Here is a 16,260-nt window from a genome sequence, read left to right as displayed (position 1 = left end):
TCTCAAGGCGTTAGTTTCCCATCGGAAGGGTTTTCGCCCTAATTATCCGCTCTTCCTGCGCGTCAGCTTGAATATGGAATTCAAATTCGGCGCAGAACTTGCCAAGGATTCGCCGAGTAGGCTGCCGGAAGGGGGCCACGGATGCGAGGATCGTCGGTGGAGGCCCCGCCGCTCGGGCATGTGGAGATCAAACATGGGGGTGCCGAATGGCATGGGATGCGGGTGATGGTGATCCGGGCGGTCTGTACCGGCATCTGGTGGAGCTCGCTCCGGATGCTTTGCTGATGGTGGGCGAGGACGGACAGATTGTCTTTGTCAACGCCGCAGCGGAGGACCTTTTCGGATATGTTCGGGACCAGCTGCTGGGCCGGCATGTGGACATGCTCGTACCGGCGCGGTTCAGGGGCCATTACAAGAACATCAGAAACGGGTTCCCTTCGGGTCCGCGCGTGCGCCGGGTCGGGACTGATCTGAAGCTGTTCGCTCTGCGCCGGGACGGGACGGAGTTCCCCATCGAGGTCGACCTCGCGGCACTGCCCGACGGGGACATCGTCGCTTCGGTCCGGGAGGTCAGCGATCGCCGCCGCGTTGAGACCGATTTGCGCGATGCACTCTCGCTGGTCAGTGCGACCTTGGAGTCCACGGCCGACGGCATTCTCGTGGTGACGGCCGACGGGCGGGTCGCCGGTTCCAACGAACAGTTCGCACGTCTGTGGGGCATTCCGGCTGACCTCCTGGCCTCCGGCGACGACGCGAAGCTGATCGGATTCGTGCTGGAGCAGCTCTCCGATCCGGAGAGCTTCCTGGCCAAGGTAACTGAGCTATACGGCGATCCGGGCGCCGAGAGCCTGGATGTCCTGGAGTTCCGAGACGGTAGGACGTTCGAGCGCTACTCGAGGCCTCAGCGCGTCGCCGAGGAGATCGTCGGCCGAGTGTGGAGCTTCCGCGACATCACTGCGCGCCGACGGGCCGAAGAGCGGGCAAATGAGGCGGTCTCCAGGCTGGAGTGGCTGGGCGCGATCGTGAATTCATCCGCCGACGCGATCGTGGGGTTGACGCCCGACGGCGTGATTGTCAGTTGGAACCCGGGGGCGGAACAGCTGTACGGGTACACCGCTGCCGAGGCGATGGGCCGCGATGCCGGATTCTATATTCCTTCTCACCTGCAGCAGGCCGAGGAAACGGTGATGGCAACCGTGCGTGAGGGAGGGCAGGTCCACAATTTCGAGACCGAGCGGGTGCGCCGGGACGGTTCCATCGTGCCGGTGTCGGTGACGGTGTCCCCAATCATCGACTCCGCGGGAGTGCGGGGGATCGCGAAGATCGCCCGGGACATCACCGAGCGCCGGGCCGCCGAAGCGGAGCTGCTGGCGGCCCGTGAGGCAGCGCTGGAGTCCAGCCGGTTGAAGTCGGAGTTCCTGGCTACGATGAGCCACGAGATCCGCACCCCCATGAACGGTGTCATCGGCCTGACGAGCCTGCTGCTGCAGACCCCCTTGGACGAGGTCCAGCGGCAGTACGCCGACGGCGTCAGAGCGGCGGGCGAGGACCTGCTGGCGCTGATCAACGACATCCTCGACTTCTCCAAGCTCGAAGCCGGCAGGGTCGAGCTCGAACCGGCCCCGTTCGACCCTCGCAGGCTCCTGAACGAAGTCGCCGGCCTGCTCGCCGAACAGGCACAGGGCAAGGGCCTGGAGCTGATCGCGCACTGCCAGCCCGATGTTCCGGCGCTGCTGCTCGGGGACGCCCGTGCCCTGCGTCAGATCCTGCTCAACCTCCTCTCCAACGCGGTGAAGTTCACCGCCGAGGGCGAGGTGGCCGTCCTGGCCACCGCGGAGAGCGCGGAGGCCGGCAACGGCCCGGGGGGCGGGCGGGTGCGTTTTGAGGTGCGCGACACCGGCATCGGCATCGCCCCCGAGCAGCAAGAGCTGATCTTCGACGCCTTCGCCCAAGCCGACGCGTCCACCACGCGCCGCTACGGGGGAACCGGGCTCGGCCTGGCCATTTGCCGCCGTTTGACAGAGGCCATGGGCGGACGGATCGGGGTGAGCAGCCGCGCGGCTGAGGGCTCCGTGTTCTGGCTCAGCGTGCCGTTGGCCGCCGTTGACGCTCCCTCCTCCCTCGAGCCCGACGAGCTGCCTGCCGGGTTGCGGATCCTGATCGTGGACGACAGCGCCACGAACCGGCTCGTCCTCGAGAACCAGCTCAAGGCCTGGCGCACGGAGCCGGAGACCGCCTCAGATGCGCTGGCCGCACTGTCCCGTCTCCACACGGCAGCGGCCGAGGGCCGGCCTTTCGACCTTGCCGTGCTGGATATGTTCATGCCCGGAACCGACGGGCTGCGGCTCGCCAAGGCCGTGGGCCGGGACCCTGTACTGGCCTCCACCTCCCTGCTGCTGCTGACCTCCGCCGGCCAGCCGGACCAGGCAGAACTGGAGAAGGCGGGGATCCGCGAGTGGCTGAGCAAGCCCGTGCGCAGCTCGGAGCTGTACGATCGGATCGCCCGCCTCATCGCAGCCCGCCGTACCCAGCGTGCCCCGGCGGCTCCGGCGGCGCCGGCGCCGCCGTCTGCCCCTGCGGCGCGCGGCAGAGTCCTCATCGTGGAGGACAACGAGGTCAACCAGCTCGTGGCCAAGAGCATGGCGGAAAGCCTCGGGTACAGCGTCGATGTCGTCGACGACGGAACCGCGGCCGTTGAGGCGACAGCACAGGGTGAGTACGCGGCGGTGCTCATGGACTGCCACATGCCCGTGATGGACGGCTTCGCCGCCACCGAGGCCATCAGGGCCAGGGGCGGACGGGACCAGGCCCTGCCGATCATCGCCATGACAGCGGGCGCCGCGGACCGAGACCGGGAGCGATGCCTTGCGGCGGGGATGAACGACTACCTCCCCAAACCCGTGGACATGGCCGAGCTCGAGACCACGCTCGCCCGCTGGACGGACGCGGAAGCACCCGGTGCGCCCGCTCCAGCGGAGCAGCCCCGGACCCGGCGCCCACCAGGACCCCTAGACCGGGACAGGCTGGAGACGCTCCGCTCGCTCGGCGTGCTCGACGCCACGGTCGAGGCCTTCCTCCGCGAAGCCGCCGCGGCACTGGTGGACGTGCGCGTGGCCGGACAGGGGGGCGGGGACGGACTGCAGAGGGCCGCGCACAGGCTCAAAGGCTCCGCCGGGAACATCGGGGCCGCCCGGGCCGCCCAGCTCTGCGCAGAACTTGAAAAACACGGGCGCCAGGGCACCCCTCCGGAGCCGATCCTGCTCGCCGAGCTCGAGGGAGAACTCGCCCAAGTGCGTGACGCCCTGGTTCACGTGCTCTCCGCCGAGCCGTGATCCGGTTTCCCAACGCAGGTTTAGACCGAGTCGAGACCGGCGCCCGATAGGGGCGCCGGTCTCTTACTCGTTGATGCCTACTGGCGGCTGTCGGCCAGAGCCGAGGATGGGACCGCTTCCTTCTGCTTCTGAAGAGCGTGCCGCTTGCGCACGATCGGCCAGAACAGGAGGAGGGCACCGGCCGCGACAAAGCTCGTCCATACCTGCGTGCGTCCGCTCTCGGTCAGCATCATGATCGCTACGATGCCGATGGCACCGGCGATCAGGATGATGTTGAGCCACGGGAAAAGCCACACCTTCAGCTTGAGGTTCGAGCGCTCCTCAGCGGACATTGCGGCCCTCAGGCGCCACTGGGTGACTGCGATGAAGACGTACACGAAGAGGGCCACCAATCCCGTGGAATTCATGATGAAGTCGTAGATTCCCGAGCTCGGCGCGACGAAATTCACGAGCGTCGCGACGAGGCCGCCGATCGTCGAGGCAATCACCGCGAGGGCCGGAACGCCGTGCTTCGTGCGCTTTGCAACGGCGGCCGGTGCAAGCCCCTGTTCGGCGAGGGCGGCGAACATCCGCGAGGCGGAGTACGTCCCCGAGTTGAGCACCGAGATCACGGCGGTGAAGATCACCAGACCCATGATGACCTCCGCTCCGAGGACACCGAAAAGCGAGAACAGATAGGTGAACGGGGCGACGACGGAGGGTTCGGGGAGCTGGTTCCACGGGACGACCGTGACGATGACGAGGATCGCTCCGACGTAGAAGAGCATGACGCGCCAGATGACGGTATTCGCGGCCTGCCGGATTCCCTTTGCGGGGTTCTCCGATTCCGCTGCTGCCATGACGGCGATCTCCGTTCCGAAGTAGGAGAACAGGACCAGCGCAATGCTGGAGAAGATCACGCCCACTCCGTTCGGCACAAATCCGTCGTGTTCCCACAGATTCGATACCGAGAAGGTGGCATCGGGCCAAAGGCCCAGCGCGAACAGAGCGCCAACCACGAGGAACACGACGATCGCGATCACTTTGATGCTCGCCAGCCAGAACTCGGTCTCCCCGAAGGTTCTCAGGGAGATGAGATTGCTGCAGACGAAGATCGCGAGCAGCGCGAGCGAACCAGCCCACGCGGGCAGCGCGGGAAACCAGCCGTGAAGAATGCCGCCGCCGACAACGGCTTCATAGGCGATGACCCCCACCCAGAAGTACCAGTACAGCCAGCCAACAACGTAGGCGGCCCAGTTTCCAAGGCCCACGCGGGCGTACTCCATGAATGAACCGACCGCCGGCCGAGCGGCTGCCATCTCGCCCAGCATGCGCATTGCCAGGAAGACCAACAGTCCGCCGAGGGCATAGGAAATGATGGCCGCTGGCCCGGTGCTGCGGACGATATTGGCCGAGCCCACGAAAAGGCTCGCACCGATGATCCCGCCGAGCGTGATCATGGTGACGTGACGGGTTCTCAGCTTTTGGGTCAAGGGCTGCTCCTCATGGAAAAGGTCTCCTCAGCGGGCGAGTTCGCCCGCTAGGTGAAGCAACCGTATATAGGCCAAAAGGCAGAGAAAAGCGAAAGTTGCTGACACGAAAGTGTTAGTTGCTCTTACATGTCAGAGCCGGAATAGCTGGTTCGGTTCTTCTCGCAGTGAGACTGGCTGCCCGGGACCACGGGGTTCCGGGCAGCCAGCCCAATGCAACGCCGATCGGGCTCCCGATGACTACGTTGACCTCGCTGGCGTGAGCGCCCTCGCGATGATCTCGTAGTGGCGGAACTCACCCACCATGGCACCAGCCTCGTTACTTGCGCTGCGGATCTTCTCCGATGCAGCGAGCGAGGCTTCGAGACTCGAAGCGGAATCGAAGAGCGTCACACCCGTGGCTTGGTTCGAGTCGCGATCGATCAGCCAGAAGCCGCCCTGGAAACCGGGGAGCTGGCGGACCGCCGGGATGACGTTCTCTTTCATCCGTCGAGCGGCTGTCTCAACTTGATCACCGCTGCCACCGGCCTCCGCAACGCGAGCATGGGTTGCGGTCTCGTGCACCTTTTCGCCGGTGTTCGCCAGCACCTCGAAATGGTCCACCGATACAACCTCAGCGCCAATCGCCTGGGCAGCATCGGTCCGGATCTGGTCCGCTGCGGCTCGGCTCGTCTCGAGCGCCTCCTTGGTGTCGAAGAAGGTAAACCCCACGCCGTCTCCCGTGGCGCGGTCAGCGAGCCAGTAACCACCCATGAAGCCCGGGATTCTCTGGGCAGCGGGGATGATCTGGTCCTGGATGACTTTGATCGCGGTATCGAGCCTGTCAGGTGAGGCCTTGGTAACAGTCCTTCTCGCGTAGAACATTGATCCTCCTCCTCGAAAGCGCGCCCGGCGGGCGCCCATCTGGCGTAGCACATGCCCTGAGAGACCTTCAAGGAGCTGGATAGGGCAGTTTAGGGACGCCCCCGCGGGTCGGAGGCCATGGCCCAGCCACGTCCATGTGCAGAGCGTCCTCGCGGCACGTGCTGCGGGTCCAATCGTCCACGCCGGCAATGCCCTGTCGCTTCTAGGCTCGTGTCACAAGGCAGGGGCCCCGTCGCGGACGCGGCCAGCCCGGATCAGACGAGAGGAAGGCTGCACATGCTGCTTGCCGTGATGCAGGCCAGCGCGACGTCGCTGGACGCCGAACGGAATGTGGAGGCCATCGATGCTGCAGCCGCCAAGGCTGCAGCGGAAGGGGCCGACCTCCTCCTCACCCCCGAGCTCTTCCCCGTGGGCTACGAGCCGCTCCGCATCCGCCGGGAGCTGGATCCGGCGGTGCTCCCGTCCCTCCGTGCATCGCTGGCGGCCCTCGCCGCGAGCCACCGTATCGGGCTTGTCTACAGCCTGCCGTCGGTCGGGCCGGACGGAGCATGGCATATTTCCTCGACCCTCCTCGACGCCCAGGGCAAGGTGCTGCTCGACTACTCCAAGGTCCACCTCTTCGGCGACGAGGAGCGCGCCGCGTTCTCGCCCGCGGACGCAGCTCCCGGCGTCGCCTCCATCGCGGGGGTCCGGGTGTCGATGCTCATCTGCTACGACGCCGAGTTCCCCGAGTCCGTGCGGGCGGCCGCCGTGCGCGGGGCGGAGCTCGTCCTCGTGCCCACCGCCCTGGCCGGGGACAGCCTCGCCGTCACACGCGTCCTGATCCCCGCGCGAGCTCTGGAGAACCACGTCTACGTCGCCTACGCCAACCACTGCGGTGCCTTCTCGGGCGGCAGGCTCATCGGCGGCAGCGTCGTCGCCGCACCGGATGGATCCGTGGCGGCAGAGGCCGGACCGGCTGCGGAGCTGCTCTTCGCGGAGGTCTCCACTCGAGCCGTCGGGGACGCCCGCACAGCGGTTCCGTACCTCGATGATCGCCGGCCGGAGGCCTACGGCGCCTGGGGAGTCTGAAGCGCGTCGTTACGCATACTGCAGCGCGAACCACAGCTCGGCCCGCGTCTGGGCCTGCCCCAAGTCCAGCTCGAGCAGGTCGGCCACGACGCCGATCTGGCGCCTCACGCTGTTCCGGTGCAGGCCGAGGGCCTTCGCCGTCGCGTCCCAGTTGCCGTTCTCGTGGAGCCAGCCCCGGAGCACCGCCAGGAGCGGGTCCCGGCGCCCGGGCTCGAGCGCGAGCAAGGGCGCGAGCAGCCTCGACGCGAGCATGGACCCGGCGACGGGACCGAGAAGGCCCGCCACCGTCCAGTTCTCCTCGTCCAGCCTGGCGCTGCGCCCGCTGGACTGCACCCGCGGACGCAGGGCGCTCGCGCGCTGGTAGGCGTCGGGCAGGTCCGAGAGCTCGGTCTGGTCGCCCACGACGAGGCGCCAGCCGAGCCGCTCGACGTCGGCCAGGAGCGCGTCGTCGACCTTGAGCCGCGTGATGGCCGCAAACCCGTACTCGGTGAGCTCGACGAGCTTCGTGTCGAAGACGCGCCGCCACTGGAGCACCTCGCGCACGGGGCTCTCGCCCGAGGGCCACTCCGGCGCGCCAGGCTTGATGCCCTGGACGACCCGCAGGGGTGCCGAGCGGCTCGAGGACGTGCTCTGCGCGAGGAGATCCTTGAGCCCATTGAGGAGCCGGGTCCCAGCGGTCGTCACGCTCTCGGGGTGGAGGAGCATCGTCGTCGCGAGCTGGCTGGGGGCGAGCGAGCCGCTCGTCCGCTGGCGGAAGAGCAGCTCGAGCAGGCCGACCGCAGACGAGACCACGTTGTTCTGGGCCGGGGTCAGTGCGGCGTCGGAGCCCAGCACGAGCGCGCCGAGGGTGGCGTCCTTCGTGCTGCGCAGCGGGTGCCCGACGACCCTCGCCGATTCCGGCGCGTCGAAGCTGTCCGTCTCGACCCGCGGGCCGTGCCCGGACAGCAGCCGCTCCAGCAGCGGCGCGAGGGCCGCTGAGCCGACCCCCGCCTGCCCCCTCGCCCCGTGGCTCCGGGCCCGGATCCTGCCATCCGCGCCGAAGAGGACGGCCCACACCGGGACGCGCTGCACGAGCACGGCCAGGAGCTCGTGCTCGGGGCGCCCCGAGAGGACGGCCCGCATGAGCTGCCGGTTCGCCTCGGCCAGCTCCCGGAAGACGCGGGCGCTGTCCGTCTCGAGCAGGCGGGAGAACTCGAGGCCGATCGCGGCGAAGGGAATCGACTCCGGGATCTCCAGCAGGGTCAGGTTCTGCCGGCGGCACGCCTCGACCACCTCGTCCGGCACGGCGTCGAAGTGCGGCTGGAGCCCGAACCCCAGAGCCCGGACGCCGGCGTCGACAAGTCGCCGGGCATAGGCGTCCGGGCCTCCCTGCGCGCCGCCGCCCAGGAACGGCAGGCCCGTGGTGAGGATCAGCTCGCCCTCGACGAGATACGGCGTCGGGTCCACGAGCTCGCTCGGCTCGACCCAGCGCAGCGGCTCCGGACCGCTGCCGCCGTCGTGCAGGACGCGCAGCCCCGGCGGGAGCTTGGCGAGGAACTGGTCGAGGGTGACATGGCTCAGGGCGGCGGCCGTCTCAGGCGACATGTCCGGGCTCCTGGTAGTCCGGGCACTCGTAGGCCCGAGGGAGCCGGGGGGCGATGCGGTTGATGATCTCGTCGCCGTGGCTGCCGATCGCTGCGCCCCATTCGTCGGCGCTCGCCGCGCCCGCTGCCGGGTCGCCGAAGAGCACCGCGATGTCGCCCACGGCCGCGCCGTCTCCGCTCGGGCCGAGATCGACCATGAACTGGTCCATGCAGACCTTGCCGATCACGGGGACCCGCCGTCCGCCGATCAGGACGACGTTCCTACCGCTGATCTCCTTCGGGATCCCGTCCGCATAGCCGAGGGGTACGAGGCCCAGGAGGCGCGGCTCGTGCGTGATGGCCCGGTGCTCGTAGCTCACTCCCGTGCCCGCCGGGACCTTCTTGACCATGACGATCGGCGCGGTGACCGTCAGGGCCGGCCTGAGGCCGTGCTCGGCGGGGTCCACGTGGTCTGCCGGGGACAGGCCGTAGATGGCCAGCCCGGCCCGCACCATGTCGAAGTCGAATTCCCGGCGCTGAAGGATGTTCGCCGAGCTCGAGACGTGCCTCAGCTCGGGCTCGAGCCCCGCGTCCTTGGCCGCCTGCACGGCGGCCTCGAAGCCGGCGACGGCGGTTGCGTTCCCCGGGTGGGCGGGGATGTCAGCCCACGCCAGATGCGTCCACACGCCGCGCACCTTGAGCGTCCCCTCGAGCTCGGCCTGGCGGGCGCGGGCCACAAGCTCGGGCCAGTCCTCGGCGCGGGCGCCGCCGCGGCTGAGGCCGCTGTCCAGTTCGAGATGCACGACGGCGGGGCGCCCCAGGCCGCGGGCGATGCCGACCGTGGCCTCGAGCTGGTGGACGCTGCCGAGGGACAGGTCGACGTCGTGTTCCAGGGCCTCGCGAATCGCCGCGCTCGTCTGGGTTGCCAGATAGAGCCACGACAGCACCGGGGCGGCGATTCCCGCCCGCCGGAGCGCGATCGCCTCGGTGAGCTGTGCGGTCCCGAGCCAGTCGGCGCCGGAGGCGAGCGCCGTCCGGGCGACCTCCACGAGCCCGTGCCCGTACGCGTTGCCCTTGACGACGGCCATGAAATGCGGGGCCCGCGTGAGGCTCCGCAGGGCCTTGACGTTGTCTGAGATCGCAGATAGATCGACGCTGACCTGTCCGCCCAGGCTCCATCCGGCCAGGTTCTCCTGAAGTGCAATATGTCCCATGAAGGATGACTATAGGGCATTTTGCACTCCCATGAGACATGCCTCACAACCCTAGGCTGGGGAGCGGTGACCCGGACTATGCGGTGACCCGGACTACTAAGGAGGGATGTCGATGATGACAACGCCTGCACCCACCAGACCACCCCTGAGGGCGAGCGGTGCCCGGCCCTCGCTCGGCGCGCAGCTGACGCGCCGCAAGCCCATCTCCCAGATGATCAGCGACGCCGGCGGCGAGGGCGGGCCGCGCCTCGTCCGCAGCTTCGGCGTCCTCCAGCTGACCATGATCAGCGTGGGAGCCACGCTCGGCACCGGCATCCTCGTGATCCTCGGGGAATCCGTGCCGATCGCGGGGCCGGCCGTGTGGATCTCGTTCGTGATCGCCGGCCTTGCGGCACTCCTCTCGGCGGTCTCGTACGCGGAGATGGCCGGCCTCGTGCCAGTGTCCGGCTCGAGCTACTCCTATGCCTACGCGACGCTCGGCGAGGGCATCGCGTGGGTCTGCGGCTGGTGCCTCGTCCTCGAGTACGCGGTCTCTGTCGCCGCGGTCGCCGTCGGGGCCGGGCAGTACGTCAACGAGACCCTGGCCGCCTTCGGCCGATCGCTCCCCGACGCCGTGTCGCAGCCGCCGGGCGACGGAGGCGTGCTCAACGTCCCCGCCGTGGTGATCGTCCTCCTGGCCATGGCCCTGCTCGTCCGCGGGGCCCGCGAGAGCGCGTGGGCCAACACGGCGATCGTCGTCGTCAAGGTCGCCATCCTGCTGTTCTTCTGCGCCGTGGCCTTCACGGCCTTCCACGCCGGGAATTTCGAGCCGCTCTTCCCGATGGGCGCCGCCGGAGTCTCCGCCGCGGCCTCGCGCGTCTTCTTCTCCTACATCGGCTTCGACGCCGCCTCGACGGCGGGCGAGGAGGCCCGGAACCCGAAGCGGGACCTTCCGCGGGCCATCATGCTGTCCATGGCGATCGTGACGGGCCTCTACGTCCTCGTCGCCGTGGCGGCGATCGGCGCCCGCGACTGGCAGTGGTTCGAGGGCACGGAGGCCGCACTCGTGAAGATCCTCGAGGAGATCACCCACCAGCCGTGGATCGCCCTCGTGTTCGCCGTGGGCTCAGTCCTCGCGATCGCCTCGATCGTCCTGACCGTCCTCTATGGGCAGACCAGAATCCTCCTCTCCATGTCCCGCGACGGCCTCGTGCCTCCCATCTTCGCGAGGGTCTCGCCCCGCACCGGCACCCCGGTGGCAGGAACGCTCATCGTCGGCATCGCCGTCGCCATCACCGCCGGCGTCGTGCCGCTCGGGGCGCTGGCTGACGCGACCAGCATCGGCACCCTGTTCGCGTTCGCCCTCGTCAACGTGTCCGTGATCTACCTCCGCCGCCGCCGGCCCGACCTCAGTCGCCCGTTCCGCGTGCCGCTCTACCCGCTCACCCCCGTGCTCGGCGCCCTCATGTGCGCATATCTCATGGCGAACCTCGGGGCGGACACCTGGCTCGTCTTCGGCGCATGGATGGCGGTCGGGGCCGGCCTCTACCTGGGCTACGGCCGCCGCCGTTCGATTCTCGCTTCCCTCAGCGATGAGGACTACATCCTGGCCCTCCGCGAGGAGCGCCCCGAACCCGTGAAGGTTGACGCATGACCGCCGCCGCAGCACTGAACCCCGACGTCTTCACCGTCACGGAGCCCGAGGCTCCGCTCACGATGCTGAACCCGGACTTTCCATTCAGCTACGACGAATACCTCGCGCACCCGGGCGGCCTCGGGTCCGTGCCGCCGGAGCTCCACGGCACCCAGATCGCGGTGATCGGCGCCGGCCTGTCCGGCCTCGTGGCCGCGTACGAGCTCATGAAGCTCGGACTGAGGCCCGTGGTCTACGAGGCCGACCAGATCGGCGGCCGCCTGCGCACGGCCCGCTTCCCGTCCTCGCCGGGGGTCACGGCCGATCTCGGCGGCATGCGCTTCCCTGCTTCCGGGAGGGCTTTCTACCACTACATCGACCTCCTGGGGCTCGAGACGAGGGAGTTCCCCAACCCGCTCGCCCCCGCCACGTCGAGCACGGTGATCGAGCTCGCCGGAACGAAGCACTATGCCGAGACGCCGGCGGACCTGCCGCCCTTCTTCCGGGAGGTGGCCGAGGCGTGGCGGGCCGCGGTCGACGACGGCGCGCGCTTCTCCGAGATGCAGGCCGCCCTCCGGGCGCGCGATGTGGCCCGGATCAAGGCGATCTGGAACGAGCTGCTCCCGACCATGGACGAGCAGACGTTCTACGGCTTCATCTCCTCGAGCGACGCCTTCCGCAAGGCCGGGTTCGCCCACAGGGAGGCCTTCGGGCAGGTCGGGTTCGGCACCGGGGGCTGGGACACCGACTTCCCGAACTCGATCCTCGAGATCCTCCGCGTCGTCTATACGGACGCGGACGACCATCACCGCCTCATTGTGGGCGGCGCCCAGCGCCTGCCCGAAGCGCTGTGGCACCACGCGCCGTCGTCCATGGCCCACTGGCCCCAAGGGACCTCCCTGGCGTCGCTGCATGACGGGTCCCCGCGCGGGGCCGTGGCCCGGATCGGCAGGGCCGCCTACGGGAACCTCGTGGTCCGCGAGCGGTGGGGGCGCGAGACGGCCTTCCCCGCCGTCGTCACCACGTGCCAGTCGTGGCTGCTCTCGACCCGCATCGACACCGAGGAGACCCTGTTCGCGCCGGAGCTGTGGACCGCGATCGAGAAGTCGCACTACATGCAGTCGTCGAAGACGTTCGTCATGGTGGACCGCCCCTTCTGGAAGGACCGCGACCCGGAGACCGGGCGCGAGGCGCTGTCGATGACGCTGACCGACCGACTCAACCGCGCCGTGTACCTCTTGGACGACGGCCCGGACCGGCCCGCCGTCATCCTGCTCTCCTACACGTGGAACGACGACGCCCTCAAGTGGCTCGCGCTCGACGCCGACGAGCGCACCCGCCTCATGCTCCACTCGCTCAAGCAGATCTACCCGGACGTGGACATCGCGGCCCACATCATCGGCCGGCCCATCACGGTCTCGTGGGAGGCGGACCCGAACTTCATGGGGGCGTTCAAGGCCAACCTGCCGGGCCACTACCGCTACCAGCAGCGGCTCTTCACGCACTTCAAGCAGGACCAGCTGCCGGAGGACCAGCGGGGCATCTTCCTCGCCGGTGACGACGTGTCCTTCACGGCCGGCTGGGCGGAGGGTGCCGTGACCACGGGACTCAACGCCGTGTGGGGCGTCATGAAGCACCTCGGCGGCTCCTCGGCGCCAGGCAACCGGGGGCCGGGAGACCTGCTGGATGAGCTCGGCCCGATCAGCCTCGACTGACGCGAGGCGTCGACGCCGCGACGACCACTGGGGGACCATGCGAGAGGGTCTTGGCGCAAGATGCGCCAAGACCCTCTCGATGTCCGTGATCAGCGCATGCCTAGAACGCAGCTGCTCCGGCTTCGGCGACGGTCTGGTCCTGGTCTCCTGACCCGCCGCTGACGCCGATGGCGCCGACGACCTGCCCGTCGCGGGTCAGGGGGATCCCACCGGCGAAGATCATGATCCGGCCCTGGTTGCTCGCGTGGATGCCGTAGAACTGGTTGCCAGGCTGGGAGTTGTCCCCCAGGTCCTTGGTCTGGATATTGAAGGCCCTGGAGGTGAAGGCCTTGTTGATGGAGATGTCGACGCTGCCGATCCACGCGCCGTCCATGCGGGCGTGGGACACGAGGTTTCCACCCTCGTCGACGACGGCGATGTTCATGGGCTGCCCGATTTCGGCGGCGCGCTTCTCGGCTGCAGCGATGATGTCGCGGGCCTCGGAAAGGGATGGCGAGGTCATGCCTGACTCCTATCGTGATGGGGTTGTGACGGGTTGCGTCGGTTGTTGGGTGCTCGCAGAGAGGGGAATGTTCAGGCCTTGACGTAGCCGTTGGGGTTGAGGACGTACTTGGTGGCGGCGCCGGCGTCGAATTCGGCGTAGCCGCGGGGTGCGTCGTCGAGGGTGATGGCCTTGGCGTTGACTGCCTTTCCGATCTGGACCTTGTCGTGCAGGATCGCCATCATGAGCTGCCGGTTGTACTTCATGACCGGGCACTGGCCGGTGGTGAAGGACAGCGACTTGGCCCAGCCGGTGCCGAGGGAAAGCGAGAGCGAGCCGTGCTTGGCGGCCTCGTCGATGCCGCCCGGGTCGCCGGTGACGTAGAGGCCCGGGATGCCCAGGGCGCCGCCGGCGGCGGTGAGGTCCATGAGCGAGTTCAGCACCGTCGCGGGGGCCTCGTGCGAGGCGTCCCGGCCGTGGCCGCGGGCCTCGAAGCCGACGGCGTCGACGCCGCAGTCGACCTCGGGCACGCCCAGGATCTGCTCGATCTGGTCCTTCGGGTCCCCCTTCGAGACGTCCACGGTCTCGCAGCCGAAGGAGCGGGCCTGGGCCAGGCGGCCCTCGTTCATGTCCCCGACGATGACGACGGCGGCGCCCAGCAGCTGCGCGCCCACGGCGGCGGCGAGCCCGACCGGCCCGGCGCCGGCGATGTAGACCGTGGAGCCGACGCCGACGCCGGCGGTGACGGCGCCGTGGAAGCCGGTGGGGAAGATGTCCGAGAGCATGGTCAGGTCCATGATCTTCTCCAGCGCCTGGTCCCGGTCCGGGAACCTCAGCAGGTTCCAGTCCGCGTAGGGGACCAGAACGAACTCGGCCTGCCCGCCGACCCAGCCGCCCATGTCCACGTACCCGTAGGCGGACCCGGGCCGGTCGGGGTTGACGTTGAGGCAGATGCCGGTCTTGCGCTCCTTGCAGTTCCGGCACCGGCCGCAGGAGATGTTGAACGGCACCGAGACGATGTCCCCGACCTTGATGAACTCGACGTCGGGCCCGACCTCGACGACCTCGCCGGTGATCTCGTGGCCCAGCACGAGGTCCTTCGGCGCCGTCGTGCGCCCGCGCACCATGTGCTGGTCCGAGCCGCAGATGTTCGTCGTCACCGTCCGCAGGATCGCCCCGTGCGGGACCTTCCGGCCCACGTTGGCCGGGTTGACCCCGGGCCCGTCCTTGAGCTCGAACGTCGGGTACTCGGTGTCGATGACCTCGACGACCCCCGGCTCTTTGTACGCAACTGCCCTGTTTCCAGCCATGACCACTCCTTCGTGCTCGTTCGCCGCGTATTGGCTAGCCCAGCGCTACAGCGCCCACCGCCAGGACCTTGTCCGTCTGGGCTTGAGTGATATCAGACATGCTTCCTCAGACCCAGCCCCACCAGAGTGAATCCGCCCACGAGGCAAAGGAACTACCCGTTCGGACGGCCGAGCCCACCCAAGTGGGCAGTGCGCCCGTCAGGTCCGCGCGATGGCTGCGATGTCCTCGCTGAAGTCGTCCAGGACCGCCGGCGTCACGGTGGCCCTCGTCTCCTTGATGGCGATGAGGTAGTCGTCAGTCGCGACCGCAGCGGAGTCCTCGGTCCCGCTGTAGACGGCGGCCTCGAAGGCGCGCTGCGAGGCCTTGCGGGCGGCGAACTCGATGTCCGCGGGGGTGAACCGCTCGGAGCTGTCCACGAGGAGGTCGACGTCGATGGCCTCCACGCCCACGGGCGGCAGGTAGCGGCGCCAGATGGCGCGGCGGGCCTCGGCGTCGGGCAGCCCGATCGGGATGAGGTAGTCGAACCTGCCGTGGCGCAGGAAGGCCTTGTCGAGGGAGCGGATGAAGTTCGTGGCGCAGATGAGGATGCGCCCGTTCTGCTCGCGGAAGGCCGGGATGATCTTGAGCAGCTCGTTCGTGACACCCTGCATCCGCGAGGAGGCCTCGCCCGTCCGATGGGCGGCGATCTCCTCGACCTCGTCGATGAACACCACGGCGTGCTCGAGGTCCTGGATCTCGTGGAACGTCTGCCGCAGGGCCGAGGCGAGGCCTGCAGGGTCCGCGGCGAGCCGGGACGGTGAGACCTCGACGAAGGGCCAAGCGAGTCGGGACGCGACGGCCTTCGCGAAGGTCGTCTTCCCGGTGCCGGGAGGGCCGAAGAGCACGACGGCGCGCGGCGGCCGCACGCCGAAGTTCTCCGCGACCTCGGGCTTGGCGAGCGGGAGCACAAGACGCCGCTCGATGATCTCCTTCTCCTCGCGCATGCCGGCGAGCTGGTCCCAGAGGCCCTTGGGCAGGATCCTGCCGCCGAGGTCGGTCAGGCGGGCCGCCTCCTGCGGCTGCAACGGGATGGTGCGCTCGAAGTAGGCGAGATCGCGGGTCTCGTAGCCGCTGTTGCGGTACGCCTTTGCCCCCGTCTCCCCCGCCGGCAGGAGCGCCGAGATGTGGAAGAGGCCGCGTGCGAGGAGGCGCTTCTCGAGCTCGGCGAGCAGGGCGCTGCCCAGCCCCTGGCCGCGCCAGGACTTGGCGAGGCCGAGCATGAGCACGTGTGCCCTGTCGCTGATGGCGCGGGCGACGACGACGCCGACCACCGTCTCCTGCACGAGCGCGACGAACGAGAGCCCCTCGGGGCACGCGTGCAGGATCTCGTTGAGCCCGTGGGCCGGGGCGGCGTCGGTGTCCCTCGTCTCCTCCCAGACTCGGACGACCTGGTCGAGGTCGTCGGCGTGGAACTCTCGGATCTGCCATTGGGCCACGGAAGGGACCGCCTCTCGTCATTGTGAAGTGGTGTCCCTGAAGAGTATTCGGGATCGCACCGGGCAGGAAAAGCGACGCTTCATGACCGATATCCATCGGCTTTCCTGCAGTGACCGCTTAACCGAGGCGGCGCCATCTTCCAGCGGTGCTTCA

Annotated in this window: 11 protein-coding genes; 4 read left to right on the top strand and 7 right to left on the bottom strand. The window is 68.6% G+C overall.

Annotation, left to right across the window (positions count from 1 at the left end):
- Positions 1–206: 206 nt before the first annotated feature.
- Entirely contained in the window at positions 207–3,332 is a 3,126-nt protein-coding gene (locus tag BV907_RS02620) for a PAS domain S-box protein (RefSeq protein WP_077488097.1), read from the top strand.
- A gap of 77 nt (positions 3,333–3,409) precedes the next feature.
- Here BV907_RS02620 and BV907_RS02615 read toward each other — a convergent pair whose 3' ends face one another.
- Both BV907_RS02615 and BV907_RS02610 read right to left on the bottom strand, forming a co-directional pair.
- Complete coding sequence (locus BV907_RS02615; protein ID WP_245827753.1) at positions 3,410–4,804, bottom strand: amino acid permease; 1,395 nt, start codon at positions 4,802–4,804, stop codon at positions 3,410–3,412.
- Between the two features lie 237 nt (positions 4,805–5,041).
- Positions 5,042–5,665 carry a hypothetical protein gene (locus BV907_RS02610; RefSeq protein ID WP_077488095.1) on the bottom strand — a complete coding sequence of 208 codons (624 nt, stop codon included), beginning with the start codon at positions 5,663–5,665 and terminating at the stop codon, positions 5,042–5,044.
- 276 nt (positions 5,666–5,941) lie between these two features.
- On the opposite strand from BV907_RS02610, the gene BV907_RS02605 reads away from it, so the two are divergent.
- Positions 5,942–6,736: a nitrilase-related carbon-nitrogen hydrolase gene (locus BV907_RS02605; protein WP_077488094.1), complete on the top strand. Its 795-nt coding sequence runs from the start codon at positions 5,942–5,944 to the stop codon at positions 6,734–6,736.
- Between the two features lie 9 nt (positions 6,737–6,745).
- On the opposite strand, the gene BV907_RS02600 is transcribed toward BV907_RS02605, so the two are convergent.
- Together BV907_RS02600 and alr are read right to left on the bottom strand one after the other, a co-directional pair.
- On the bottom strand, positions 6,746–8,320 hold the full coding sequence (locus BV907_RS02600; protein ID WP_077488093.1) for a PucR family transcriptional regulator: 1,575 nt from the start codon (positions 8,318–8,320) through the stop codon (positions 6,746–6,748).
- Complete coding sequence (gene alr, locus BV907_RS02595) at positions 8,310–9,512, bottom strand: alanine racemase (protein ID WP_077488092.1); 1,203 nt, start codon at positions 9,510–9,512, stop codon at positions 8,310–8,312. The genes BV907_RS02600 and alr overlap by 11 nt, the downstream gene beginning before the upstream one ends.
- A gap of 115 nt (positions 9,513–9,627) precedes the next feature.
- Between alr and BV907_RS02590 the strand changes: the two genes are divergently transcribed.
- The gene (locus BV907_RS02590; protein ID WP_077488388.1) at positions 9,628–11,145 is read left to right on the top strand and encodes an APC family permease; all 1,518 of its coding nucleotides are present in this window, start codon (positions 9,628–9,630) and stop codon (positions 11,143–11,145) included.
- Positions 11,142–12,839 carry a flavin monoamine oxidase family protein gene (locus BV907_RS02585; protein ID WP_425441593.1) on the top strand — a complete coding sequence of 566 codons (1,698 nt, stop codon included), beginning with the start codon at positions 11,142–11,144 and terminating at the stop codon, positions 12,837–12,839. The genes BV907_RS02590 and BV907_RS02585 overlap by 4 nt, the downstream gene beginning before the upstream one ends.
- A 100-nt stretch (positions 12,840–12,939) precedes the next feature.
- On the opposite strand, the gene BV907_RS02580 is transcribed toward BV907_RS02585, so the two are convergent.
- The 3 genes from BV907_RS02580 to BV907_RS02570 all read right to left on the bottom strand — a co-directional run bounded on the left by BV907_RS02580 (position 12,940) and on the right by BV907_RS02570 (position 16,106).
- Positions 12,940–13,341 carry a GlcG/HbpS family heme-binding protein gene (locus tag BV907_RS02580; RefSeq protein WP_077488091.1) on the bottom strand — a complete coding sequence of 134 codons (402 nt, stop codon included), beginning with the start codon at positions 13,339–13,341 and terminating at the stop codon, positions 12,940–12,942.
- Positions 13,342–13,412: 71 nt separating this feature from the next.
- On the bottom strand, positions 13,413–14,630 hold the full coding sequence (gene fdhA / locus BV907_RS02575; RefSeq protein WP_077488090.1) for a formaldehyde dehydrogenase, glutathione-independent: 1,218 nt from the start codon (positions 14,628–14,630) through the stop codon (positions 13,413–13,415).
- Between the two features lie 198 nt (positions 14,631–14,828).
- Positions 14,829–16,106, bottom strand: a complete 1,278-nt coding sequence (locus BV907_RS02570) for an ATP-binding protein (protein ID WP_077488089.1) — start codon at positions 16,104–16,106, stop codon at positions 14,829–14,831.
- Positions 16,107–16,260 lie beyond the last annotated feature (154 nt).

Origin of the sequence: Sinomonas mesophila (assembly GCF_001999765.1) — a bacterium.
Classification (GTDB): Bacteria; Actinomycetota; Actinomycetes; order Actinomycetales; family Micrococcaceae; genus Sinomonas; species Sinomonas mesophila.
The sequence above is the reverse complement of the archived record's forward strand: the minus strand, read 5'-3'. Positions and strand labels throughout refer to the sequence as shown.